The sequence below is a fragment of the Jiangella rhizosphaerae genome (genome assembly GCF_003579925.1).
GTDB lineage: Bacteria > Actinomycetota > Actinomycetes > Jiangellales > Jiangellaceae > Jiangella > Jiangella rhizosphaerae.
In genome coordinates this window covers 25,921-48,492 of sequence record NZ_QUAL01000152.1, presented here as the reverse complement: position 1 = coordinate 48,492, position 22,572 = coordinate 25,921, and the positions used below count along the sequence as shown (strand labels likewise).

Below are 22,572 nucleotides of genomic sequence, written 5' to 3'. Positions count from 1 at the left end.
GGCACGTCAGCGGTCACAACCGCCGTCGCGATCGGGCCGGATGCGCGGCCGGCGCAGCTGCTCGACGCCCTTGTAGGCGTACGGGTCGCGGCCGGCCACCAGGACGACGTCGCGGAAGTCGGCCTGCGCCATGCTCTGGCCCTCGTAGGGCAGCGCCCACGGCAGCAGCGACTCGGCGCTCATGTAGTGGTTGGCCAGCGCCCGCCGGTAGCCGTGCCTGCCGGTGTTCGGCAGCGACTTGTGCAGCAGGTAGCCGTTGAACAGCAGCACCGACCCGGCGGTCAGCTCGACGGGGATGGCGTCGTCGTCGGACCAGGGGAAGTCGTAGGACTCGACGGTGCAGTCGTAGCGCGGGTCGTCGTGCTCGCGGTTGGGGTAGATGACGCCGTCGCGGTGCGAGCCGGGCAGCACCCAGAGGCAGCCGTTCTCGACGGTGGCGTCGTCGAGGGCGATCCACGCGGCGGTGAGCGAGCGGTCGCGGGTCGGGATGAACATCTCGTCCTGGTGCCAGGCCTGGCCGGGCTTCCCCTCGGCCTTGACGAACAGCATCGACTGCATCGCCTTGACGTTCGGCCCGATGACCCGGGTGAGCGCGTCGACGATCGCGGGATGGCGCATCGTGTCGAGCACCAGCGACGACAGCTTGTGCGGGTAGTGGATGCAGAGGAACCGGCGGATGACCTCGTCGTCGGTCTCGTCCGGCGACGTCGCGACGGCGCCGTCGATCTCGCCCAGCTCGCCGCGGCAGATCCGGGCCGTCTCGGCCAGCAGCGCGTCGAGCTCCGCCCGGCTCAGGACGTCCTTCAGGATCGCGAATCCGTCCTGTTCGTAGCTTTCCTCCAGGACTCCGGGGGTGGTGACATCGGTGGCGGACGGCGCGACGGGCGCGGGTGGGACGACGGTCATGGGAACCTCCTGACGACGACGGGTGAACACCCACCAGCGTGCGGCCGCCCACGTCGTCGCGCCATGGCTCCGTGGTGCGGCATGATGGCGAATCCTGTCACGTCAGGCCGGGCCGCGCACTGACGTCGCCGGCCTGAGCGGGTCATCCGCGTGCTGCTCGAATCGGAACCCGCAGGATGCCGAGGTCCGGGCGCCCGGCCGACACCGCGCCGGCTGTGAGCGAGAGTCCCGCCTTCGGGCTCCACGTCACGTCGACGTCCACGCCGGCCATGGAGACACCTCGAACGTCGAACCAGCCCAGGCCGGTCGCACAGGTCAGTGGTTCGACGACGATGCTGTCGTCGCGCACGTCCAGGCCGAGCAGCCCGGACAGGATCAGGTCCGCGAACGTCGAGTGGTTGTAGTCCGTTCCGATCGCGGCACGCTCGGGGTCGTGCCGGCGGCGCCAGTCGCGGGCGATCCACGCTCCCGTGTCCGGGTCGAGGAACTCGTCCAGGAGATAGCCGCCGTCCGCCGCGAGGTGGCTCTGCGCGTACTGCCGGAGCGCGGTGAGGAAGACCGTTCCTCGGGATCCGTCGTCCCCGTGCCGGCGGGCGATGCGGGCGAGCGCCGTCAACGTCTGGCTCGTGGCGAACGGCCACGTAGGGCCGTTCCACCGGCACAGGAAGCGCGGAAGCGGCGCGTCCGGCACCGCGTACCCGTACCGCGGGTGGCGGCGTTCGGCGGTCCGCAGCCCGAACGGCGCGGCGAAACCGTCCGGATCGGTCAGCTGCCCGACCGGCGCGGCGGGGTCGACCTCGTCGCCGGGAAGATCGACGTACCACGGGAGGAAACCGATCAGCTCCCGCACGTCCCGGTCCGCGGGGACGTCGGCCCGGGACGGCAGGTCCCGGTCCCGGTACCCGGCGGGCATACGCCGCTCCACGCCGGCGGTCGCCAGGTAGGCAGCGCTACCGCTCGGCGACATCGGCAGGGTCGTGAAGAACTGCCGGCGCCGGTCGTACAACCGGTCGATGACGGCCCTGCGCAGCCGGTCGCGGACGGCGCGAAAGCGCTCGGCCGTCTCGTCGTTCCCGGCGCGTCCGGCGAGGTCGGCGATCGCGTCGGCGTTGCCGTACTGGTAGCTGTTGATCGACGGGCGCAGGCCGTCGCCGCTGATCGAGAACTCCATCGCGTCGGCCAGGTCGTGCACCCAGTACAGCCCCGACGGGTGCAACGCCACCGTGTCCCAGGTGTCGAAGACCCGAACCATCCCCGGCAGCACGTCGACGGCGACCTCCCAGGCCGCCCGAAGACGCGCGAACTCCCGGGTCGCCCAGCCGATCCACTCGGTGTAGCGGTTCGGTTCGGCCTCCGGCGCCGTGTACCAGAACCGGATGTAGTCCTCGATGACGTCCGTCCGGCGGAGCCACCGCCCCTCCAGGATGTGGTGCCCGGCCGCGGCGTTCACTGTTCCGTGCGCCCGCCCCGGACCCGGCTGGCGGAACTCGGTCACCACCCAGCCGCGTGGCGACCGCGCGACGTTGTGCGCGAAGGACTCCCACCGGTGCCGGTAGACCCGGGACAGGACCTCGTCCCCGCAGGTGAACCGCGGTGCCGCCGCAATGATGTCGGCGACGTGGGAGTCGGCCGCGCCGGCCGCCGGACCGCGACCGCTCATCGAGCGTCCCCGTCGGCGGGATGGCCGCCTCCGGGCCCGACTGTGTGGTCATGACCCGGGCGGAGCAGCGAGACGTAGTCCGGATAGACCGCGAAGGAGGTACTCGCCGGGTTCCGCCCGACCACCTCGAGGCGGAGCCGGTGGGTGCCGGCGGCGGTGAACGTGTGGGTGCCGACCGGGAAGGCGACGTTTCCTGCCGCGGCACGGCTCGGGTCGATCGGATCGCCGACCGCGACACCGTCGATCGACACCTGCACGATTCCACGGTTCCGGGCCACCCGCATGCCGAGCTGGATGTCGTAACGGCCCGCCTCGGGCACGTCGACGAGATAGTCGATGTCGTCACCCACACCGTTGGCCTGGAAGTTCGCAGTTGCTCCACCGCTGGCGGCGGCATCGACGAACACGCCCAGCCGGTCGCCCGACGTACTCGCCCTCGGTAGCACCTCGGCCTCGAGGTGTTCGCCGACGGGCACCAGCTCGATGTGGTCGAGGTAGACCGCGTAGGTGGAGCTCGCCGGGTTCCTGCCAGTGACGGTGAAGCCGATCTCGTGCGTGTGCAGGCCGGTGATGGTCGCGACGCCCAGGTCGAACTCCTGATAGCCGGGGGTCGGGCTGTACGCGTCGACCGGGTCGCCGACCGGCGTTCCGTCCACCGATGCCTGCACGATCGCCCGGTTCGGCGCTACGCGCATGCCGGCGATGACGCGGTAGCTCCCGGAAGCCGGCACCTCGGCGCCGAGCACGACATGGTCGCCGACGGCGTTCGCCTGGTAGTGCAGCACGCCCCCGCCGCTCGCGACGGGGTTGGTGAAGATCTCCGACGCATCGCCGGAGCTGGCCGTCACGGGCAGGTCCTCGGCCTCGAAGCGGCGCAGGGCACGCTCCACCGGCTCGTGGGCGAGGCCGGCGCCGTCGACGAGCATGATCGAACCCCAGACCACCGTGTCGATGAGGTCGAGGTGGCCGTCGTGGTCCCAGTCGACCGCGAACGTCTTCGGGGTGTGGTTGGAGACCGACTCGTACAGGGTGCGGTCGGCGTTGCGGACGTAGTCGATCTCGAACACCGGCGCTCCCGGGCTGCCGACGTTGCGCAGCCAGATCAGCGCCGTGCTGCCGTAGCCCGCCTGAATCAGGTCCGTCAGGCCGTCACCGTCCCAGTCGACCGACTGCAGATTGGTGCGGCCCGCCCGGGAGGAGGGGATCGAGACCGGCCGGCCGGCGCTGTCCTGGGCGACGCCGAGGACGGCGAGCGAGAGGTCGCCGCCGTCGCGGGTGTAGACGTTCAGCACGTTGTCCTCGCCGGCCTGAACGAGGTCGAGGTCGCCGTCGTCGTCCCAGTCCAGGACCGCGACCCGGCACCGCCACGCGTTGGTGAACGGCTGGCCGCCGAGCGTGAACGCCTCGGCTTCCCGGTACCGCGGCGCGGTTCGAGTGCCGGCGTTCTCGAAGTACCAGAGGGTCGCCTCCTGTGCGTCCTGCGTGATGATGTCGAGGTCGCCGTCGTCGTCCCAGTCGACCACGACCGGGTTGGTGTACCCGGCGGCGGCTTCGGACGCTCCCCACTCCCAGGAGCCGGCCGCGTCGTCGGCGTCGAGGTTGAGGGGCCGTCCACCGGCGAGCACAGGAACGGCGTCGATGAGTTCCGGAACAGGGCCGGATGAGACGTTCTCGAAGACGCTCACGCGTCCGTTCTCGTCGCCGACCACCAGATCGTGGTCGTCGTCACCGTCCCAGTCGACCACGTAGGGCGACTCGAACAGGCCCACGCGGATGTCGGCGCCGGCGGCCTCCATCCGGATCACTCCGGCCTCCTCGAGGATCGCCGACGACACCGTCCCGGTGTTCTCGACCAGGAGCGCCCCGTAGGTGCTGGTCACGATGAGGTCGAGGTCACCATCGCCGTCCCGGTCGGCCACATCGAGCCACGCCCCGATGTCGCCGGTGTCGAGGATCCGGACGGGCGGCAGGACCTCGGCGCCGTCGCGCTCGGCGAACCAGACGTCGCCGCGATAGTCGCCGTAGAGGACATCGAGCTGACCGTCGCCGTTCCAGTCCGCGGTCGCGATCATCGGCTTGAACGGCGCGTTGAGCTCACCGGCTGCGGTCGAGATCGCCCGTCCCGTCGCGAGGGTCGGCGCGGTCTCGGTCCCGACGTTCTCGAAGAGGACGATGGCGCCCTCGGTGTACACGATGGTGCTGCTGCCGTCGACGACCCGATCCGCGGCCCCGATCAGCAGATCCCGGTCGCCGTCGGCATCCCAGTCGTCGTACGCGAGCGACGGCGAGTGGTTCAGGTTCCAGCGGTTGAATTCCGCGAACGTGGCCGTGATCGGGTCGTCGCCCGCGAGGAGCTCCCCCTCGTTCTGCCAGTCGGGCGCCGTGTCGCTGCCGAGATTCCGGTACAGGCGCAGCGTGTACCGGCCGAGATAGTCGTGGTCGCCGTCGGCGTCCCAGTCGACCAGGACGCCCTCGGGCTCGGGCACCGGCAGCGAGACTCCGGTGGCGCCGAGGACCGGCGTCTCCTCGGTTCCGGAGTTGCGGAACAGCAGGCCCCCGTCGACGACGTCGCGGATCGCGTCTCCGTCCCAATCCACGAACTGAGGCATCGGCACGCTCGACTCGGCCGGGTTGTACCAGGTGGCAGCGCCGCCCACGTACTGCAGTGGCGTTCGTGGCGGCGGCACCGCGGCCGCGACGTCTGGCGACGGTTGACAGACCGTCGACAGCCCCACGGCGACGGCGACTGCTGCGACACAGCCCACGCTACGGCGAACGAGTAGCCGGAACATCATGCAGATCCTCTCGGACGGACAGAGATCTGGGAGCGGCTCATCGGTGTCTAATACGTATAAGACAGCTGGGACGACTACGTTACGAACGGATGCCTCGAAGCGTCAAGGCCGCGAACAGGGCGCCGATGGCGGCGACCCACCGGTCGGCGAAGCAACGCTTGACGGCCCAGGAAATGTGCGCGTAATCTCGGCGGCACGCTACTTAATACGTATGAATGGAGATGGACGTGCCACCCCAGGGGCGACGACGCCGGCCGACGCAGGTCGACATCGCACGCGCGGCGGGCGTGTCGCAGGCCACCGTCTCGCTGGTCATCAGCGGCGGCGCGGCCAGCGACCAGATCGCCGAGTCGACGCGGCAGGCCGTCCTCGCCGCGGCCGCGGAGCTGGGCTACTCGGCCAACGTGGCGGCGCGCAGCCTCAAGGGCGGCCGCAACCACCTGCTCGGTCTCTACACGTTCGAGCCGGTGTTCCCGACCGACCAGCGCGACTTCTACTACCCGTTCCTGCTTGGCGTCGAGGAGGAGACCGCGGCCCAGGGCTACGACCTGCTGTTGTTCAGCTCGGTCACCTCGGCGGCCGACCGGTCCATCTACGCCGGCGGCGCCAACCGGCTCAAGCTCGCCGACGGCTGCGTCCTGCTCGGTCGCAACGTCCGCCGCGAAGAGCTGAACGCCCTGGTCCAGGAGGACTTCCCGTTCGTCTTCATCGGCCGCCGCGAGGTCGAAGAGGGCGAGGTCAGCTACGTCGGCGCCGACTACGTCGCCGCCACCAGCGCCATGGTCGCCGAGCTGCACCGGCTGGGCCACGAGCGCATCCTCTACCTGCGGGCCATCGAGGACACCGAGCCGACCCGCGACCGCGAACGGGGCTACCGCGAAGGGCTGGCCGCCGCCGGGCTCGAAGTCGACGAGCGGCTGATCCAGGGCCTCGCCGACCCCGCCGACCTGTCCGCCGAGCACGTCCAGCACTGGATCGGCAGCTACGGCGTCACCGCGATCCTGGTCGAGCCGACCGAGGACAACCGGCTGGTCGACGCGCTGACGGCGATGACCGACGGCGCGCGGGTCCGGTTCCCGGAGGACTGCTCCATCGCGGTGCTCGGTGAGCCGCCGTCGTGGACGCCGGAGCTGCGCGACTGGACCCGGTTCTCGCTGCCGCGCGCCGAGATGGGCCGCGAGGCGGTGCGGATGCTGGTCGGCCTGCTCGGCGACGCCCAGCCCACCTCGCGGCAGGTCACCATCCCGTGCGCGTTCGTCCCCGGCGACTCGATCGGGCCGGCGCCGCGAGGTGACCGGGCATGATCAAGGTCATCCTCCGCCGCCTGCTCATCGGCGTGTTCGTCATGTGGGGCGCCGCCTCGCTGATCTTCGTCATCGTGCGCGTCGCGCCGGGCGACCCGGCCACCGTCATGCTCGGACCCGACGCCGACCCCGAGCAGATCGCCCGGCTGCACGAGACGCTCGGCCTGGACCGCTCGATGGTCGCGCAGTACCTGAGCTTCCTCGGCGACGCGCTCCGGCTCGACTTCGGCGACTCCCACCGGCTCGGCCGGCCGGCGATGGAAGCGGTGTTCGACCGGCTGCCGGCCACCATCGAGCTGACTCTCGCGGCCACCGCGATCGCCGTCGCCGTCGGCCTGACGCTCGGCCTGGTCGCCGGCGGCCGGCCCGGCGGCGTCGTCGACCGCGTCGTCTCCGCGGCGACCATCGCGCTGCAGTCGTTTCCGACGTTCTGGGTCGGCATCATGCTGATCCTGGTGTTCGCGCTGGGCCTGCGGCTGCTGCCCAGCGCCGGGGTCGGCACACCGCAGCACATGGTGCTCCCGGCCGTGACGCTGGCGCTGCCGTTCACCGCGATCGTCGCCCGGCTGACCCGCAGCTCCGTCGCCGAGGCGATGCGCGAGCCGTACGTGCAGACCGCGCGGTCGAAGGGGTTGACGGAGCCGCAGGTGCTGCTCGGCCACGCGTTGCGCAACTCGCTGATCCCGGTCGTGACGGTGGTCGGCCTGCAGATGGGCGCGCTCATGGGCGGCGCGGTCATCGTCGAGAACGTGTTCGCCTGGCCCGGACTCGGGTCGCTCGTGGTCGACGCCGTCGCCAACCGCGACTACGCCGTCGTCCAGGCCGTGACGCTGCTGATCGCCGGCATCGTCATGGTGCTCAACCTCATCGCGGACCTGCTGTACACCCAGCTCGATCCGCGCATCCGGCTGGAGGGGGCGTCGTGACCGCCGCCGTCACCCTGGACGCGCCGCTGGCGACCGCCCGGCGCCGCCGCACCGGCTGGCTCGGCAAGGTCCCGTACGTCGTCGTCGGGCTCTACCTCCTGGTCGCGTTGATCGGCCCGCTGCTCATCGACTACGACCCGGTGCACACGCCGCTGGAGGACCGGCTGCTGTCGCCGGGGTCGACGACGGCCGACGGCGGCACCGCCTGGCTCGGCACCGACGACCTCGGCCGCGACATCCTGGCCCAGATCGTCTACGGCGCCCGCACGTCGGTGCTCATCGGCATCGCGACCGTGGGCGTGGCCAGCATCGTCGGGCTGCTGCTCGGCGCCGTCGCCGGCTACGCGCGCGGCTGGCTGGACGCCGTCCTGGCCCGCATCTTCGACGTGCTGCTGGCGTTCCCCGCGATCCTGCTCGCGATCGTCATCGCCGGGGCGTTCCAGCGCAGCATCCTCCTGGTGGTGGTCGCACTGTCCGCGACCGCCTGGATCTCGTTCGCCCGGGTCACCCGCAGCGTGGCCCTGTCGTTGCGGGAACGCGCCTGGGTCGACGCGTCCCGGGTGCTCGGCGTGCCGCAGCGATCCATCCTGTGGCGGCACATCCTCCCGTTCACCGCCGGCCCGGTCGTCGCGCTGGCGACGCTCGAGTTCGCGCTGGTCGTCCTCGGCGAGGCCGGCCTGAGCTTCCTCGGCATCGGGCTGCCGTCCTCGACGGTGTCGTGGGGGCAGACCATCGCCAACGGCAAGACCTATCTCGAGACGGCGTGGTGGATCTCCACCCTCCCCGGCATCGCGCTGTCGCTGCTGATCATCAACGTCGGGATCCTCGGCGACCAGCTGACCGCCCGGTACGGGCGCGGCCGCCGCGACCCCTAGACCTGAAGGAGCCATCCATGACCCGATTCAGGGGCCGCCGCCTGGCGACCACCGTCGCCGCGGCCGCCGCGCTGCTGCTCGCGGCCTGCTCGACGACCTCCGGCGGCGGTGACGACGAACCTCAGGCCGGCTCCGGCGAGACCGCCGCCGGCGGCGACGTCGTGGCGGCCGGCACGTACCCGATCGAGAGCCTCGACCCGCACGGCGCCCAGGGCGCCGCGTCCGGGACGGTGTTCGCCAGCCAGGCGATCTACAGCCGCCTCGTCCGCCCGGCTCCCGACGGCTCGCTGGTCGGCGACCTCGCCGACTCGTGGGAGGCGAACGCCGACGTCACCCAGTGGACGTTCACACTGCGCGACGACGCCACGTTCAGCGACGGCGAGCCGGTGACCGCCGAGGACGTCGTCGCCTCGTTCGACCGGATGATCGCGCTGGACGGCCCGAACGCGGGCAACTTCCCCGAGTACACGATGACCGCGGCCTCGGACACGGAGGTGACCATCACCTCGCCCGCGCCGGACGCCGCCGTACCGGGCAAGCTGCTCATCTTCTTCGTGATCCCGGCCGGCGTCGCGCCCGAGGACACCGCGTTCTTCGCCGAGCCGGTCGGCTCCGGCCCGTTCACCGTCGGCTCGTTCACCCCGGGCGACTCGCTCGAGCTGGTGCCGAACGAGGACTACTGGCGCGACGTGCCGCAGCTCGACAGCGTCACGGTCCGCAACATCCCCGAGCTGTCCGCCCGGCTGACCGCGCTGCGCACCGGCGAGGTCGACGTCGTCTGGGGCATCCCCGACGACCAGCTCGGCGCGCTGCAGGGCGACGACGCGCTGACCGTCGAGGCGGTGCCCAGCACGGCGGTCTACACGATGTGGTTCAACTCGTCGATTCCCGCACTGTCGACGCCGGAGGTGCGGCGGGCGCTGTGGCAGGCCGTCGACTTCGAGACGATCATCTCCACGCTGTACCCCGAGACCGGGACGCTGTCCGAGGCGCCCGTCTCGCCGCTCGTCCTCGGCTACTCGCCGCAGGAGCCGGTCGGGTACGACCCCGAGGCCGCTCAGGCGGCGCTGACGGCGGCCGGCTTCGACTTCTCGCAGACGCTGCGGCTGCAGTTCGCCAACGCCGAGTTCCGCCCGTTCGTCCAGGCCGTCGTCTCCGACCTCGCCGAGATCGGCGTCACCGTCGAGCCGCTGGAGAAGGAGCAGGCCGTCTTCACCGAGGACCTGCTGGCGCTGAACTGGGACATCAACTTCCAGCAACTGGCCACCCCGACGTACGACGCGGCCAGCAACCTCGGCCGCCTCTACACCTGCGCCGCCGGCCGCAACGGCTACTGCAACCCCGAGCTCGACGCGCTGCTCGCCGCCGCCAGCGCCACCAGCGACGAGGCCGAGCGGACCGACCTGTACGGGCAGGCCAGCGAGATCATCTGGCGCGACGCCGTCGGCATGTACCCCATGGCCGTGAGCCTGGCCTACGCCTGGAACAGCGACCTCGAGGGCTTCACCCCCGACCCGAGCGGCCTGCCGGACTTCTCGACGGTGACGGTCTCGGGCTCGTGAGCGAGGTACGGACGGCGCGAGCCGGCGGCTCCCCGGTGGCCCAGCACGACGCGTTGCTGCGGGTCGACGGGCTGACCGTCGACCTGCCGGGAACACGAGGGGACGTCCGGGTCGTCGACGGCGTGTCGTTCGACGTGCCGGCCGGCACCACGGTCGGCCTGATCGGCGAGTCCGGCAGCGGCAAGACGATGACCGCCAACGCGATCATCGGGCTGCTGCCGGACGGCGCCCGCACCGGTGGGCGGCTGTCGTGGCGGGGCGAGGACCTGCTGCACGCCGACGGCGCCCGCCGCCGGAAGGCCCGCGGCCACGAGATCTCGATGATCTTCCAGGATCCGCTGGCCGCGCTGAACCCGACGCAGCGCATCGGCCGCCAGGTCGGCGAGATCCTCCGCCGCGACGGCGTCGGCCGTGGCGAGGTGCGCCGTCGCGTGGTCGAGCTGCTGGACCGCGCCGGCATCCCGGATCCGGCCGAGCGGGCGAACCGCTACCCGCACGAGTTCTCCGGCGGGCTGCGGCAGCGCGCGATGATCGCGCTGGCGCTGGCCGGCAGCCCGTCGCTGCTCCTCGCCGACGAGCCGACGACGGCGCTCGACGTCACCGTCCAGGCCCGGATCCTGCGGCTGCTGAGGTCGATCCAGGAGACCGACGGTCTCTCGGTCCTGCTGGTCAGCCACGACCTTCGGGTGGTGGCGAACGTCGCGTCGCAGGTCGTGGTCATGTACGCCGGCCGGGTCGCCGAGCGCGGCCCGGCGCCGCAGGTGCTGCGGCGTCCGGCGCACCCGTACACGAAGGCGCTGGTCCGCAGCGTGCCGGCGGTCCGGACGAAGACCGCGCTTGCCGACCCGCTGCCCGGCGCGCCGGCCACCCCGGCGAACCGGCCGGCCGGGTGCCCGTTCCACCCGCGCTGCCCGATCGCGCGCGACCGCTGCCGGACCGAGGTCCCGCCGGTCCGCGAGGTCGCGCCGGGCCGGTTCAGCGCCTGCCACTTCGCCGAGGAGGTGCTCACCTCGTGACCCTGCTGGAGATCCGCGACCTGCGAGTGACGTTCGGCCGGCGGCGGGACCCGTTCGTCGCCGTCGACGGCGTGAGCCTGTCCGTGGGCGCGGAGGAGACGCTGGGGCTGGTGGGTGAGTCCGGGTCGGGCAAGACGACCGTCGCGCGATGCGTCGCCGGCCTGCAGCGGCCCGACGCCGGCACCGTCACGTTCGAGGGCCGGCCGCTGGAGCGGGTGGGCCGCCGCCCGGCCGAACTGCAGCGGGCCGTGCAGATGGTGTTCCAGGACCCGCGGTCGTCGCTGAACCCGCGGATGAACGTCGCGTCGATCATCGGCGAGGCCTGGCGCACGCACCCGTCGGCCGCGCCGTCCGGCGACCGGACCGCCGCACTGCACGCGCTGCTCGCCGACGTCGGCCTCGACCCCGACGTCGCGACGCGCCGGCCGGGCGACCTCTCCGGCGGGCAGTGCCAGCGGGTCAGCATCGCCCGCGCGCTGGCCGTGCGGCCGCGGCTGCTGGTCTGCGACGAGGCGGTGTCCGCGCTGGACGTGAGCGTGCAGGCGCAGATCCTGCGGCTGCTGGTCGACCTTCGGCGCACCCACCACCTGGCCATGCTGTTCATCTCGCACGACCTCGGCGTCGTGCACCAGATCGCCGACCGCGTCGCCGTCATGCGCCGCGGCGAGGTGGTCGAGGAAGGACCCGCCTCCGACGTGCTCGGTGCGCCGCAGCACGAGTACACGCGGGCGCTGCTCGACGCCGCTCTGGACCTCGACGACGCCGGATCGGTGACCGCATGACGGCGACCACGCCGGCCCCCATCGGTTGGAACACCTGGGACGTCCGCACCCACACCGGCATGACGCACCTGCCGTCGGGCCTGCGGGTCCGGTTCGGCCTGCTCGACGCCGCCGGCCGCCCCGTGCTCGACGGGTTCACCTGGCGGCACGGGCTGGTCCGGCTCGGCCACCACACCGTCGACGGATCGTTCGCCGAGGTCACGGTCGAGGTCGACGGCGTCGAGCTGCGGCTGGTCATGGCCGGCGGCCCCGGCGACGAGCTCTACGTGCGCGCGGAGTCCGCCGGCACCGTCGTCGTCGACCGGCCGGAGGAGCCCGGCTGGCGGTTCGAGCGCGACGGCGACGACTTCCTCGTCGCTCCAGCCGGCTCGGCGGCGCGGGTGACCGACGTCGGCGCCGTCGTCGAGGAGCGCCGGGCCGCGGCGGACGCCGTCCGGCCCCGGTCAGGCGGCTGGTACCGCGACGCCGCCGACGCGCTGACCCGCGCCGTCACCTGGAACACCATCTACGCGCCGGACCTCGGCCGCGTCCTCACCCCGACATCGCGCGACTTCGTCTCCGTCGAACGACAGGGGTTCTACGGCAGCTGGGCCCTGCACGCGTGGGACACCTTCTTCACCGGGCTGGTCGCGAGCGTCGTCGACCGCGACTACGCGCGCGGCATCCTGGGCCAGATCCTGCCGTTCGCCGACGCCGCCGGGATGATCCCGAACCGGGTCAGCGACGAGCGCGGCACCACCTGGGACCGCTCGCAGCCGCCGGTGGGCGCGCTCACCGTGCTGTCGGCGTACCTCGCCGGCGGGCTGTCCGACGACACCCGCGACCGCCGCCTCCTGGAGGAGACCTTCCCCGGCCTGCTCGCCTGGCACGACTGGTGGCCGGCGCACCGCCGAGGGCCACACGGCCTGCTGGCGTGGGGCTCCGATCCCGTCGACGGCGACCCCGAGTCGGCCACGCTCGACCGCACCAAGCGCGAGTCCGGGCTCGACGACTCGCCGATGTACGACGAGGCCGCCTACGACCCGGCGACGCACACGATGGATCTCGCCGACGCCGGCCTCAACGCGCTGCACGTCGCCGACGGCGAGGCCCTGGCCGCCATCGCGACGATCCTCGGCGACGACGCCACCGCCGCCCGGCTCACGGCCGAGGCCGAGGACGCCCGCACCGCCGCGGCGCAGGTCTTCTGGGACGACAACGCCCAGGGGTACCGCAACCTGCGCGCCGACGGCAGCCACGACCCGCACGTCTCGCCGACCCTGCTCTACCCGCTGCTCGGCGGTTTCCCGACGGCCGAGACCGCCCGCGACGTCGCCGACGCGCTCCTCGCGCCGGGCGTCCTCGGCGGTGACCGGCCGCTGCCCAGCGTCGCCCGCAACGACCCCGGGTTCGCGGCCACCTACTGGCGCGGCCGCATCTGGGCGCCGATGGCCTACCTCGCGGTGCAGGGGCTGCGCCGCTACGACCTGCGCGACCACAGCCGTGCGGTCTGCGGCGCGCTGCTGGAGCTGTTCCTCGCCGAGTGGGAGACGCACAGCGCGGTCCGCGAGAACTACCCGGCCTTCGACGGCGAGGACCTCACCGGGTTCCAGCAGCGCTCCGACGGGCTGATGGCGTGGGGCGGGCTGCTGGCGCACCTCGCGTTCGGCGAGCTGGCCGAGGCGCGCCCCGACGGCTGGCGGTTCGCCCACCCCGGCGCACCGGCGCAGCTGCACAACCTCCCGCTCGGCGACGGACGCCTCACGGTCACGGCCGGCGAGCGGCTGGTCGTGACGCTCGACGGCGCCGTCCTGCTCGACGCCGCGCCGGGCGTCGTCGTCACCGGCTACCGGCGCACCGCCGACGCCGTCGTCGCGACCGTCACCGGCACCGGCGACGTCCGCGTCGCACCGCCGGACAGCAACCACGGCGAGCCGGAAGCCGTCACCGTCGACGGCGGCACCCGGCACGTCCAGTTCGTCAGAGAGGGATCCCCCGCGTGAGCAGTGAGACGGCAACGACGACCGACATCCTCGTGGTGGGCGGCGGGCTGGGCGGCGTCGCCGCGGCCCTCGCGGCACTGCGGCGCGGCCGGTCGGTCGTGCTCACCGAGGAGACCGACTGGATCGGCGGCCAGCTGACCAGCCAGGGCGTCCCGCCGGACGAGCACGCCTGGATCGAGCAGTTCGGCAGCACGCGCACCTACCGCGAGCTCCGTGAGAACATCCGTGCCTACTACCGCACCTGGTACCCGCTGGCCGACTGGGCCCGCGAAGCGCGCGACCTCAACCCGGGCCAGGGGAAGGTCAGCCGGCTCTGCCACGAGCCGCGGGTGGGCGCCGCCGTCCTGGAGGCGACGGTCGGACCGTGGATCGCGGCCGGCCGGCTGCGCATCCTGTACCGGCACCGCCCCGTGGCCGCGAACGTCGACGGCGACCGCGTCACCGCCGTGCTGCTGGAGGGCCCCGGCGGCGACCGGCTGGAGGTGCACGCGCCGTACGTCCTGGACGCCACCGAGCTCGGCGACCTGCTGCCGCTCACCGGCACCGAGCACGTCACCGGGTTCGAGTCGCGGCACGACACCGGCGAGCCGAGCGCGCCGGACGAGGCGCAGCCGGACAACATGCAGGCGTTCTCGTGGGTGTTCGCGGTCGACCACCGCGAGGGCGAGGACCACACGATCGACCGGCCGGCCGGGTACGCCGCCTGGCGCGCCTACCAGCCGCCGAAGTGGCCGAACCCGCTGATCAGCCTCAGCGGGCCGGACCCGCGGACACTCGAGACGTTCGAGCGGGCGTTCCTGCCCAACGGCGACACCGGCCCGGTCGTGGCGGACCAGAGCAAGGACCCCGGCGACCGCGAGCTGTGGGCGTTCCGGCGCATCGTCGCACGGTCCGTCTTCCGGCCCGGCTTCGCCGAGAGCGACGTCACCGTCGTCAACTGGCCGATGATCGACTACCTGCCGGGCCCGCTCATCGGGGTCAGCGACGAGGAGCGCGAGAAGCACCTCGCCGGCGCCCGCGAGCTGTCCATGTCGATGCTGTACTGGCTGCAGACCGAGGCGCCCCGGCCCGACGGCGGCACCGGCTGGCCCGGGCTGCGGCTGCGCGGCGACGTCATGGGCACCACCGACGGGCTGGCGAAGGCGCCGTACATCCGTGAGTCGCGGCGCATCGTGGCCCGCCGCCGGGTCGTCGAGCAGGACCTGTCGCTGGCCGTGCGCGGCGCGGCCGGAGCGGTCCGGTACCCCGACTCCGTCGGCGTCGGCATGTACCGCATCGACCTGCACCCCTCGACCGGCGGCGACACCTATATCGACGTCGCCAGCTGCCCGTTCCAGATCCCGCTGGGCGCGCTGCTGCCGGTGCGGCTGCGCAACCTGCTCCCGGCCGGCAAGAACATCGGCACGACCCACATCACCAACGGCTGCTACCGGCTGCACCCGGTGGAGTGGAACGTCGGCGAGGTCGCCGGCGCGCTGGCCGCGCACTGCCTGGCCGGCGGGCTGGAGCCGGGCCAGGTGCACGAGGACGGCGCCCGCCTCGCCGCCTTCCAGGACGAGCTGGCCGCGGACGGCGTCGAGCTGGCCTGGCCGGAGATCAAGGGGTACTGATGGCCGTTCCGACCGACGGTCGCGCGCTGCTCAGCGGGGTGATGGTCCCACTGGTGACGCCGATGAGCGCGCCCGGCGAGCCCTCGGCAGCCGCGGCCTACGACCTGCTGGACGCGCTGGCCCGGGCCGGCGCGCGCAGTCTCATGCTGTTCGGCAGCAACGGCGAGGGCCCGCTGCTGCCGGCGGGCGCGTTGACGGAGTTCGCGGCCGGTGTCGCGGCACGGTGGCGCGAGCTCACCGGCGACGGGCCAGTACTGGTCAACGTCACGGCGGCCGGCACCGCGGAGGCGCTGGAGCGGGCCGCGGCCGTCCGCCTGGCCGAGCCCGATGCCGTCGTCGCCAGCCCGCCGATCTACTACCGGCACCGCGACGACGAGGTGGTCGCGCACTTCGCCGCGCTCGCGGAGCTCGGCGTGCCGGTGGTCGCCTACAACATCCCGCGCTACAGCGTGCCGATGACGCCGGCGGTGCTCGACGAGGTGCTGGCGCTGCCGCACGTCGCCGGCATCAAGGACAGCTCCGGCGATCTCGCGCTGTTCGGCCACGTCGTCGCCGCCGCCCGCCGCCGCGACGACGTCGGCGTCAGCCAGGGTTCGGAGTCGCAGCTGGTCGCCGGGCTGGAGGCGGGTGCCGACGGCATCGTGCCGGGCATCGCGAACATCGCGCCGGTGCCGAGCGTGGAGCTGTACGACGCCTTCCGGTCCGGCCGGCTGACCGAGGCCGACGCCGCCCAGGAGACCGTCGACCGGCTGATCGCGCTGCACACCGTCCGGCCCGGCGTGCCCGCCGTCAAGGCCGTCCTCGACTCCCGCGGGCTCTGCCCGCCGCACGTCGCCGCGCCGTTCGTCCCGGTCAACCCGGACGAGCGGGCCGCGCTGCTCGACCTGCTCGCCCCGCTCGACGCGCACCTGATCACGCCCCGTTGACACCGCCTCGAAGGAGAGCGCCGTGGAACACCCCTCGATCAGCCGCCGCACCCTCGTCCTCGGCGCCGCCGCCGGTACCGCCGCCATCGGCGCGCTGGCGGCGGCCGCACCGGCCGCGGCTGCCGGCACGGCTGCCGGCGACTTCCACGAGTCGCTGGTGTTCCGCGCCGGCGACGACGGCCTGGCCGTCTTCCACGTCTTCGGCCTGACGACGACGGTGGCCGGCTCGGTGCTCGCGTTCGCCGAGGCCCGCCTCACCCAGCACGACGCCGACCCGCACCACCTCGCCGTCCGCCGCAGCCGCGACGGCGGCCGCACCTGGGAGCCGCTGCGCTACGTACGCCGCTCCGACGGCGTCCAGTCCTTGGTCAACCCGACGCCGCTGGTCGACCGCGACTCCGGCCGGATCTTCCTGTTCCACGCCGAGTGCTTCCGCGACGCGGGCAACACCGGCGGCTCGCCGGACAGCTCCCGCCTCTACGTCGTGACCAGCGACGACGACGGCGAGACGTGGTCGTCCCCGACGGAGCTGACCCACCTGTTCGACGGCGACCCGAACGGGCAGACGCTGCACATGCCCGGCCCCGGGCACGGCCTGCAGCTCACCGACGGCCGGCTGGTGCTGCAGGTCTGGCACCGCAGGGCCATCGCCTTCCCCGTCGCCGATCGGCGCTACGGCGTCACCGTGATCGTCAGCGACGACGGCGGCGCGACCTGGCAGGCCGGCGGCGGCGTGCCGCTGGACGGCGCGTACCCGCTGAACGAGGCCCGGCTGATCGAGCGGCCCGACGGCGCGCTGGTCGTGCTCGGCCGGTACGCGTCCGGCGGCACCCACCCGCGGATCGTCTCCGTCAGCACCGACCGCGGCGCCACCTGGTCGCCGCCGGTGCTGGACGCGTCGGCCCGGCCGGTCAACGCGATCGACACCGGCATCGTCCGACTCAGCGGCCTGGACGGTGACCGCGAACCGAGTCGCATCGTCTTCTCGCGCACCGACTCGCCGACCCGCCGCAACATGACCGTCTCGATCTCCTACGACGAGGGCATGACCTGGCCGTACAGCCGCGTGCTCACCGAAGGCCCGGCGTCGTACTCCGACACCGTCGCGCTGCCCGGCGCCCGGGTCGGCGTGCTCTACGGCCGCGAGCACCAGCCGGGCGTGACCACGAGCTTTTCGCGCGACGTCGTGTTCGCGACGTTCGACCTCGCCTGGCTGACCGGCGGCGCCGACACCGGCCGCCGCGGACCGGCGACGCGGCTCTCGTTCGAGGTGGAGGACCTCCCGGCGACGACGTCGCCCGGCCTCACCGTGGTGCGGACGGCGGACCCGGCGGCCAGCGGCGGCCACGTGGTCGAGGTGCGCCACCGACTACGGCCAGTACCTCGAGGCGACGCTCGAGATCACCCGCGGCGGGGAGTACGACCTCTACGCGCGGTTCCGGCACCAGGCGAACGGCGGCGTGGTGGTGCTCGACGTCGACGGGTCGCGGGTCGGCGGCCCCATCGACACATCGACGGTGTCGGTGCGCTCGTTCCGGACCGAGCGGGTCGGCCGGGTCGAGCTGGGCCGTGGCCGGCACACCGTCCGGTTCACCGTCGTCGACAAGCACGTCGACTCGTCCGGCGTCCGCTTCAGTCCCGACCTCTTGGGGCTGGTCCTCGCGTGATGTGATGGGGGATGTGGCGAAGCCGACGCGGTGGATGTCCGAGACGAAAGAGGGCCACTCGCAGTGGTACATCGAGCGGTTCCGGCAGCTCGCGGCCGAGGGTGCCGACCTCGCCGGTGAGGCCCGGCTGGTCGACGCCATGCTGCCGCGCGATGCCCGGGTACTCGACGCCGGCTGCGGCACCGGGCGCATCGCCGCTGCGCTGCACGAGCGCGGCCACACCGTCGTCGGCGTCGACGTCGACCCGGCGCTGATCGAGGCGGCACGGACGGACTACCCGGGGCCGCGCTACCTCGTCGGCGACCTGAGCGAACTGGACCTCGGCGAGACGTTCGACGCCGCGGTGCTGGCCGGCAACGTCATGGTGTTCGTGGCGCCGGGGACGGAGACCGACGTGCTGCGGCGGGTGGGTGCCCATGTGGTGCCGGACGGCTTCGTCGTCGCCGGCTTCCACGTGAACCGCAACCTCGCGCTGGCCGACTTCGACCGCTACGTCGACGACGCCGGGCTGCGGCTGGAGCACCGGTTCGCCACCTGGGACCTGCGCGCCTGGCACGACGACGCCGACTTCGCCGTCAGCGTGCTGCGGCACCGCTGATCGCGACGACCGGGCCCGGCTTGCGGTTCGCCGGCCGGCGCCGCCGCCGTGCGGGCCGACCACCAAGTTGATCTTGGAGTTCTTCGGCGATTGTGGGGTGAAATGTCCGATAGATGGCCGCACAACTCCACGATCGACAGTGGGTCGCGTGGTCACCTCGCGCCGTGGCGGGCGGCGATCTCGTCGATGCGGCCGGCGAGGTCGACGTCCTTCTGGGTGACGCCGCCCTCGGAGTGGGTGGCCAGCGTGAACGTCAGCGTGCGCCAGCGGATGTCGATGTCCGGGTGGTGGTCGGCCGCCTCGGCCGCCTCCGCGACGTCGTCGACGATCCGGATCCCGGTGGGGAAGTCCGGCGCCTCGACGCCGCGGGTGATGGCCGACGTGTCGCCGGACCAGCCGGGCAGCCCCTCCAGGGCCGCCCGGACGCCGTCGTCGTCGAGCAGGGTCATCGGTGCACCTCCGCTACCGGGCGTACCCGGCGGCGGCCGGGATCATTCCGCCCGGCCCTGGGGGACCTGCGCCTCCGGCAGCTGGTCGCGGCGGAAGATCTTCCGGCCCAGCCAGGTGACCGGGTCGAAGGACCGGTCGACCACGCGCTCCTTCATCGGGATGATCGCGTTGTCGGTGATGTGGATGCCCTCGGGGCACACCTCCGTGCAGCACTTGGTGATGTTGCACAGCCCGATGCCGGCCTGCTCGCGGGCCAGCGCGCGGCGGTCGTTGGTGTCCAGCGGGTGCATCTCGAGCTCGGCGTAGCGCAGGAAGAACCGCGGGCCGGAGAAGGCCTGCTTGTTCTCCTCGTGGTCACGGATGACGTGGCACACGTTCTGGCACAGGAAGCACTCGATGCACTTGCGGAACTCCTGTCCGCGCTCGACGTCGACCTGCTGCATGCGGTACTGGCCGTCGGCGGGCCGCGGCTCCGGCGCGAACGCCGGGACGGTCTCGGCGACGCGGTAGTTGTACGAGACGTCGGTGACGAGGTCGCGGACCACCGGGAAGGTGCGCAGCGGCGTCACGGTCACCGTCTCGCCCGGCTCGAACGTCGAGAGCCGGGTCATGCAGGCCAGCCGGGGCTTGCCGTTGATCTCGGTGCTGCACGAGCCGCACTTGCCGGCCTTGCAGTTCCACCGCACAGCGAGGTCGCCCGACTGCGTCGCCTGGATGCGGCGCAGCGCGTCGAGGACCACCTCGCCCTCTTCGACGGGGACGGTGTAGTCCACCAGGTCGCCGCCGGTGGCGTCGCCCCGCCACACCTTCATCTTCAGGTCGTATCCCACGATCACACTCTCCTAGTTGAACAGCTCGCGCAGGTCGTCGGGCATCTGGGGGAGCGGCTCGCGCGCGATGGCGACGCCGTCGCCGTCGAGGCGGCAGTGCAGGTTGACCTTGCCCCAGGAGTCGTCGGTCGCGGGGTAGTCGTCGCGGGTGTGGCCGCCGCGGCTCTCCGTCCGCTCCAGCGCGGCCTTCGCGATGCATTCGGAAACCCGCAGCATGTTGTGCAGGTCCAGCGCCAGGTGCCAGCCCGGGTTGTACTGCCGGTGCCCCTCGACGCTGAGCCGGGTGATCCGCTCGCGCAGCGCGGCCAGGTCGGTCAGCGCCTGCTCCATCTCGTCGGCGGTCCGGATGATGCCGACGAGGTTGTGCATGACCTCCTGCAGGTCGTGCTGGACGGCGTACGGGTTCTCGCCGCCCTCGATGCCGAACGGCGCCAGCGCGTGCTCCGAGGCCGCGCGGACGTCGTCGTCGCCGATCTCGGGCCGCCGCTTCAGCCGAGCCGCCGCGTAGGCCGCGTTGAGCCCCGTCCGCCGGCCGAAGACCAGCAGGTCGGAGAGCGAATTGCCGCCCAGGCGGTTGGCGCCGTGCATGCCGCCGGCCACCTCGCCCGCGGCGTACAGGCCCGGCACCGCCGACTCGCCGGTGTCGGGGTCGACCGCGACGCCGCCCATGACGTAGTGGCACGTCGGGCCGACCTCCATCGGCTCGGCCGTGATGTCGACGTCGGCCAGCTCCTTGAACTGGTGGTACATCGACGGGAGCCGGCGGCGGATGTACTCGGGCGTGCGGCGCGAGGCGATGTCGAGGAACACGCCGCCGTGCGGCGACCCGCGACCGGCCTTGACCTCGGCGTTGATGGCCCGGGCGACCTCGTCGCGGGGGAGCAGCTCCGGCGGCCGGCGGTTGTTCGTCTTGTCCTCGTACCAGCGGTCGGCCTCCTCCTCGGAGTCCGCCGTCTCGGCCTTGAAGAACTCGGGGATGTAGTCGAACATGAACCGGCGGCCCTCGCTGTTGCGCAGCACGCCGCCGTCGCCGCGGACCGACTCGGTGACCAGGATCCCCTTCACCGACGGCGGCCAGACCATGCCGGTCGGGTGGAACTGGACGAACTCCATGTTCACCAGGCTCGCGCCGGCCTCCAGCGCCAGCGCGTGGCCGTCACCGGTGTACTCCCACGAGTTCGATGTCACCTTGTACGACTTGCCGATGCCGCCGGTGGCCAGCACGACCGACGGCGCCTCGAAGGCGACGAACCGGCCGGACTCGCGCCAGTAGCCGAACGCGCCGGCGATGCGGCCGCCGTCCTTGAACAGGCGCGTGACGGTGCACTCCATGAACACCTCGATGCCGAGGGCCACGGCGCGCTGCTGCAGGGTGCGGATGAGCTCGAGGCCCGTGCGGTCGCCGACGTGTGCCAGCCGGGCGTAGCGGTGGCCGCCGAAGTCGCGCTGCGAGATCAGGCCGTCGGGGGTGCGGTCGAACAGCGCGCCCCACTCCTCGAGCTCGCGGACGCGATCGGGCGCCTCCTGCGCGTGCAGCTGGGCCATGCGCCAGTGGTTGAGCATCTTCCCGCCACGCATGGTGTCGCGGAAGTGCACCTTCCAGTTGTCCTCTTTCCACACGTTCGCCATGGCGGCGGCGATGCCGCCCTCGGCCATGACGGTGTGCGCCTTGCCCAGCAGCGACTTGCAGACGATGCCGACTTTCGCGCCCGCGTCGTGGGCCGCGATGGCCGCCCGCAGACCGGCGCCGCCGGCGCCGACCACGAGCACGTCGAAGCTGTGGCGTTCGATTTCAGCCATGGTGTCGCTCTGCTCCTCAGAAGAACCGCGGGTCGGACCAGGTGCCGGACGCGACCATCCAGATGTAGAAGTCGGTGAAGGCGACCCAGACGAGGGAGGCCCACGCCAGCTGCGCGTGCCGGCCGTTGAGCACCGACACCATGCCCCATGCGCGGTAGCGCACCGGGTGCTTGGAGAAGTTGCGCAGCCGGCCGCCGATGATGTGCCGGCACGAGTGGCACGACAGGCTGTACAGCCCCAGCAGGACCGCGTTGACCACGAGGATCAGCGTGCCCAGACCCATGTGACCCCATTCGCCCTCGGGCGACTTGAACGCCATCACCGCGTCGTAGGTCAGCAGCACGTTGTACGCCAGCGCCAGGTACAGCGCGTAGCGGTGGATGTTCTGCAGGATCAGCGGGAACCGGGTCTCACCGGTGTAGCGGCGGTGCGGCTCGCCGACGGCGCAGGCCGGCGGCGACATCCAGAACGAGCGGTAGTAGGCCTTGCGGTAGTAGTAGCAGGTCAGCCGCAGGCTCAGCGGGATGACCAGGATCAGCACCGCCGGCGACAGCGGCCACCAGTCGCCCACCCAGGTGCCCAGGTGGCTGGAGCCCTCGACGCACTCGGTGGTGACGCACGGCGAGTAGAACGGCGTCAGGTACGGCTCGGCGAAGTAGTGCTCGCCGACGAAGGCCCGGTAGGTGGCGTAGACCACGAAGGCGAGCAGCACCAGCGCGGTGAACGTGGGATAGAGCCACCAGCGGTCGGTGCGCAGGGTGCGGGCGGCGATGCGGGCCCGGGTCGGAGACTTGATTCCGGTAGGGGCGGCCATATCTCTTGTGCGCTCTTTTCAGAGAAGCGGGGGACGGGGACGGGGGCGGCCTCGCGCGGGGGCGGAGGG

Annotated in this window: 18 protein-coding genes; 11 read left to right on the top strand and 7 right to left on the bottom strand. The window is 72.5% G+C overall.

The window, feature by feature from the left end; genetic code table 11:
- Nucleotides 1–6: 6 nt before the first annotated feature.
- The 3 genes from DY240_RS15600 to DY240_RS15590 all read right to left on the bottom strand — a co-directional run bounded on the left by DY240_RS15600 (nt 7) and on the right by DY240_RS15590 (nt 5,163).
- Nucleotides 7–906 (bottom strand): phytanoyl-CoA dioxygenase family protein, encoded by a 900-nt coding sequence (locus DY240_RS15600; protein WP_119660772.1) that lies wholly within the window; start codon nt 904–906, stop codon nt 7–9.
- A 142-nt stretch (nt 907–1,048) separates the two neighbouring features.
- Complete coding sequence (locus DY240_RS15595) at nt 1,049–2,566, bottom strand: MGH1-like glycoside hydrolase domain-containing protein (protein ID WP_119660771.1); 1,518 nt, start codon at nt 2,564–2,566, stop codon at nt 1,049–1,051.
- Nucleotides 2,563–5,163, bottom strand: coding sequence for an FG-GAP-like repeat-containing protein (locus DY240_RS15590; protein WP_147375341.1), 2,601 nt, complete (start codon nt 5,161–5,163; stop codon nt 2,563–2,565). The genes DY240_RS15595 and DY240_RS15590 overlap by 4 nt, the downstream gene beginning before the upstream one ends.
- Nucleotides 5,164–5,588: 425 nt before the next feature.
- Here DY240_RS15590 and DY240_RS15585 point away from each other — a divergent pair, with 425 nt between their 5' ends.
- From DY240_RS15585 to DY240_RS15535, 11 genes are read left to right on the top strand one after another with little or no spacing between them, the layout of a single operon-like run.
- A complete protein-coding gene (locus DY240_RS15585; RefSeq protein ID WP_199701568.1) occupies nt 5,589–6,665 on the top strand; it encodes a LacI family DNA-binding transcriptional regulator in 1,077 nt (358 codons plus the stop codon).
- The gene (locus DY240_RS15580; protein WP_119660768.1) at nt 6,662–7,591 is read left to right on the top strand and encodes an ABC transporter permease; all 930 of its coding nucleotides are present in this window, start codon (nt 6,662–6,664) and stop codon (nt 7,589–7,591) included. The genes DY240_RS15585 and DY240_RS15580 overlap by 4 nt, the downstream gene beginning before the upstream one ends.
- A complete protein-coding gene (locus DY240_RS15575; RefSeq protein WP_119660767.1) occupies nt 7,588–8,466 on the top strand; it encodes an ABC transporter permease in 879 nt (292 codons plus the stop codon). The genes DY240_RS15580 and DY240_RS15575 overlap by 4 nt, the downstream gene beginning before the upstream one ends.
- 17 nt (nt 8,467–8,483) lie before the next feature.
- Nucleotides 8,484–10,028, top strand: coding sequence for an ABC transporter substrate-binding protein (locus DY240_RS15570; protein WP_119660766.1), 1,545 nt, complete (start codon nt 8,484–8,486; stop codon nt 10,026–10,028).
- Nucleotides 10,025–11,044, top strand: coding sequence for an ABC transporter ATP-binding protein (locus DY240_RS15565; RefSeq protein ID WP_199701566.1), 1,020 nt, complete (start codon nt 10,025–10,027; stop codon nt 11,042–11,044). Before DY240_RS15570 ends, DY240_RS15565 begins: the two co-directional genes overlap by 4 nt.
- Nucleotides 11,041–11,826, top strand: coding sequence for an ABC transporter ATP-binding protein (locus DY240_RS15560; protein ID WP_233552756.1), 786 nt, complete (start codon nt 11,041–11,043; stop codon nt 11,824–11,826). Before DY240_RS15565 ends, DY240_RS15560 begins: the two co-directional genes overlap by 4 nt.
- Complete coding sequence (locus tag DY240_RS15555; RefSeq protein WP_119660764.1) at nt 11,823–13,808, top strand: MGH1-like glycoside hydrolase domain-containing protein; 1,986 nt, start codon at nt 11,823–11,825, stop codon at nt 13,806–13,808. The genes DY240_RS15560 and DY240_RS15555 overlap by 4 nt, the downstream gene beginning before the upstream one ends.
- Nucleotides 13,805–15,418, top strand: coding sequence for an FAD-dependent oxidoreductase (locus DY240_RS15550; protein ID WP_119660763.1), 1,614 nt, complete (start codon nt 13,805–13,807; stop codon nt 15,416–15,418). Before DY240_RS15555 ends, DY240_RS15550 begins: the two co-directional genes overlap by 4 nt.
- A complete protein-coding gene (locus DY240_RS15545; protein WP_119660762.1) occupies nt 15,418–16,344 on the top strand; it encodes a dihydrodipicolinate synthase family protein in 927 nt (308 codons plus the stop codon). Before DY240_RS15550 ends, DY240_RS15545 begins: the two co-directional genes overlap by 1 nt.
- Before the next feature lie 22 nt (nt 16,345–16,366).
- A complete protein-coding gene (locus DY240_RS15540; protein ID WP_119660761.1) occupies nt 16,367–18,016 on the top strand; it encodes a sialidase family protein in 1,650 nt (549 codons plus the stop codon).
- Between the two features lie 8 nt (nt 18,017–18,024).
- Nucleotides 18,025–18,609, top strand: coding sequence for a class I SAM-dependent methyltransferase (locus DY240_RS15535; RefSeq protein ID WP_119660760.1), 585 nt, complete (start codon nt 18,025–18,027; stop codon nt 18,607–18,609).
- A 152-nt stretch (nt 18,610–18,761) separates the two neighbouring features.
- Here DY240_RS15535 and DY240_RS15530 read toward each other — a convergent pair whose 3' ends face one another.
- The 4 genes from DY240_RS15530 to DY240_RS15515 are packed head-to-tail and all read right to left on the bottom strand — an operon-like array spanning nt 18,762 to nt 22,503.
- Complete coding sequence (locus DY240_RS15530) at nt 18,762–19,058, bottom strand: 4a-hydroxytetrahydrobiopterin dehydratase (RefSeq protein ID WP_119660759.1); 297 nt, start codon at nt 19,056–19,058, stop codon at nt 18,762–18,764.
- A gap of 42 nt (nt 19,059–19,100) precedes the next feature.
- A complete protein-coding gene (locus tag DY240_RS15525; protein WP_119660814.1) occupies nt 19,101–19,889 on the bottom strand; it encodes a succinate dehydrogenase/fumarate reductase iron-sulfur subunit in 789 nt (262 codons plus the stop codon).
- Between the two features lie 12 nt (nt 19,890–19,901).
- Nucleotides 19,902–21,689, bottom strand: coding sequence for a fumarate reductase/succinate dehydrogenase flavoprotein subunit (locus DY240_RS15520; protein WP_119660758.1), 1,788 nt, complete (start codon nt 21,687–21,689; stop codon nt 19,902–19,904).
- Between the two features lie 16 nt (nt 21,690–21,705).
- Nucleotides 21,706–22,503, bottom strand: a complete 798-nt coding sequence (locus DY240_RS15515) for a hypothetical protein (RefSeq protein ID WP_119660757.1) — start codon at nt 22,501–22,503, stop codon at nt 21,706–21,708.
- Nucleotides 22,504–22,572 lie beyond the last annotated feature (69 nt).

Bases quoted from the DNA above. Each gene is read 5' to 3' on its own strand.
- DY240_RS15600 (WP_119660772.1), bottom strand. From the start codon at position 906: ATGACCGTCGTCCCACCCGCGCCCGTCGCGCCGTCCGCCACCGATGTC.
- DY240_RS15595 (WP_119660771.1), bottom strand. From the start codon at position 2,566: ATGAGCGGTCGCGGTCCGGCGGCCGGCGCGGCCGACTCCCACGTCGCC.
- DY240_RS15580 (WP_119660768.1), top strand. From the start codon at position 6,662: ATGATCAAGGTCATCCTCCGCCGCCTGCTCATCGGCGTGTTCGTCATG.
- DY240_RS15570 (WP_119660766.1), top strand. From the start codon at position 8,484: ATGACCCGATTCAGGGGCCGCCGCCTGGCGACCACCGTCGCCGCGGCC.
- DY240_RS15555 (WP_119660764.1), top strand. From the start codon at position 11,823: ATGACGGCGACCACGCCGGCCCCCATCGGTTGGAACACCTGGGACGTC.
- DY240_RS15545 (WP_119660762.1), top strand. From the start codon at position 15,418: ATGGCCGTTCCGACCGACGGTCGCGCGCTGCTCAGCGGGGTGATGGTC.
- DY240_RS15530 (WP_119660759.1), bottom strand. From the start codon at position 19,058: ATGACCCTGCTCGACGACGACGGCGTCCGGGCGGCCCTGGAGGGGCTG.
- DY240_RS15520 (WP_119660758.1), bottom strand. From the start codon at position 21,689: ATGGCTGAAATCGAACGCCACAGCTTCGACGTGCTCGTGGTCGGCGCC.
- DY240_RS15515 (WP_119660757.1), bottom strand. From the start codon at position 22,503: ATGGCCGCCCCTACCGGAATCAAGTCTCCGACCCGGGCCCGCATCGCC.